1 protein-coding gene is annotated in these 549 nt (G+C 76.7%); it reads left to right on the top strand.

From position 1 onward, the window contains the following. Positions 1-458, top strand: a 458-nt coding sequence (locus KUM32_RS37380; protein WP_217146299.1) for an EI24 domain-containing protein, incomplete at its 5' end; no start/stop codon positions are given. Positions 459-549: the final 91 nt, after the last annotated feature.

The following is a 549-nucleotide window of genomic DNA, read 5'->3' as shown; positions in this document are numbered from 1 at the left end:
CCGCGCGGGAGAGCACGGCCGTCCTCGTGCGTGTCGCGCTGTGGGGCACGGCGCTGTTCGCGGCGGGCTTCCTGCCCGTGATCGGGCAGACCGCGATCCCCGCCATCGGCTTCTGCGTCTCCGGCTTCTTCCTCACCGAGGAACTGGCCGCCGTCGCCCTCGCCCGCCGTCGGGTCCCGCTCGCCGAACGGCTGCGGCTGCTGCGCTCCCGCAAGCTGCTCGTCCTCGGCTTCGGCGTGCCGCTGACCCTGCTCTTCCTGGTGCCGCTGGCCGCCGTGATCGTGATGCCGGGCGCCGTGGCCGGGGCGACGCTGCTCGCCCGCGACCTGCTCGGCGAACCGACCTCCGAGGACGGACCGGCCCCGGGCGAGGCAGCGGCGGGTACGGGCGGCGCCGATACGGGCGGTACGGGCACGGGCGCGCCGCACGGCCCCGGCGGACCCACCCCGTACGGCTGAGTCGCGCGGCGCGTTCGGGTCACACGACATGACCCGTACGGCTGACCCTGCCGCGCCGCCCCGCGCTGACCCGGTACGGGTGGCGCGGCAG

The organism is Streptomyces sp. AC627_RSS907, assembly GCF_019049165.1.
The sequence above is the reverse complement of the archived record's forward strand: the minus strand, read 5'-3'. Positions and strand labels throughout refer to the sequence as shown.